At 65.2% G+C, this 1400-nt stretch carries 1 protein-coding gene; it reads right to left on the bottom strand.

Annotation, left to right across the window (positions count from 1 at the left end; translation table 11 throughout):
• Nucleotides 1-8: 8 nt before the first annotated feature.
• The coding region (locus tag JMF90_RS37040; protein ID WP_201326340.1) for a PLP-dependent aminotransferase family protein at nucleotides 9-1400 on the bottom strand (1392 nt) is incomplete at its 5' end.

The raw sequence follows: 1400 nt of genomic DNA, 5'->3' as shown, positions 1-1400 counted from the left end.
CCCCCCGTTCACCGCATGCACGCTGCAGCCAGCTTCCCGACCGTGATCACCGCCTGCTCGATCTCCGGCGACCACGGGCTGCTGTAGTTCAGCCGGATGAAATTCCGGTAGTTGTCGGTGATCGAGAACATGTAGCCGGGGCCAATCGTGATCCCCTGCTCCAGCGCGAGCTGATACAGCCGCATCGCATCGACCTGCGCGGGCAACTCGACCCACAGCACGTACCCGCCCGCCGGGCTCGAAATGCGCGTGCCTTCCGGAAAGAACCGCGACACCATCGCGCGCATCAGATTCGCCTGCTGCGCATACGCCTTGCGCAGGCGCCGCAGGTGATGCTCATAGCCGTCGCGTTCCAGAAACTCCGCGATCGCCAACTGCGGCAATGACGGCGTCGCCAGCGTATTCAGGAACTTCAGCTTCTCGACCTGATCGCGATAACGGCCCGGCAGCGCCCAGCCGATCCGGTACGCGGCCGTCAGGCTCTTCGAGAACGACGAACAATGCAGCACGATCCCGGTCCGGTCGTAGGACTTCAGCGAACTCGGATGCGTATCGCCGAAATACAGTTCGTTATACACACCGTTCTCGATGATCGGTATGCCGGCCTTCGTTGCGAACTCAACCAGTTCGCGCTTGCGCTCGTCCGGCATCTGGAAACCCAGCGGGTTCTGGAAGTTCGGCATCACCATGCACGCGGCGATCGGCTGCGATTTCGCGATCGCTGCCAGCGCCGCGATGTCGATCCCGTATTCCGGATGCGTCGCCACCTCGATCGCCTTCATCCCCATCCGCTCGATCGCATGCAGCATCGCGTAGAACGTCGGCGACTCCACCGCGATCGTGTCGCCCGGCTTCGCGACCGCCTGCAGGCACAGGTTGATCGCCTCCGTCGCGCCGACCGTCACGATGATCTCGTTCGGGTCCACCGACATTCCGTTTTCCAGGTAGCGCCGCGCGATCTGCCGGATCAGCCGCGGATGGCCCGGCGGCAGCCCGTCGGTCACGCCCCACAGCGACTTGTCGCGACCGGCCGCGTACGCGTAGCGGTTCAGCTTCTCGAACGGAAACAGGCTCGGGTCTGGGTACGGCGAGCCGAGCGGCACCGCGTCGTCCGTGCCGATCGAGCGCAACGTCGACAGCACAAGCCGGCTCACGTCCACCGACGACGAGATCGCGATCGGCTTCGACGGCCGCAGCTCGCGCACCGGCGCATGGCCGTCGTCACGCCGCAGGTTCACGAAATAGCCCGACTGCGGCCGGCTTTCGAGCAGCCCGCGGCTTTCCAGCAGCAGATACGCATGCAGCACGGTCGTGATGCTGATCCGGTGCTGCTGGCTCGCCTGCCGCACCGACGGAATCCGGTCGCCGTGCCGGTACACACCCTGGCGGATCAGCCGCTC

It is taken from the genome of Burkholderia sp. E168m23, from assembly GCF_016586125.1.
Lineage (GTDB): Bacteria > Pseudomonadota > Gammaproteobacteria > Burkholderiales > Burkholderiaceae > Burkholderia > Burkholderia orbicola.
This window is presented reverse-complemented; position numbering and strand designations above follow the sequence as displayed.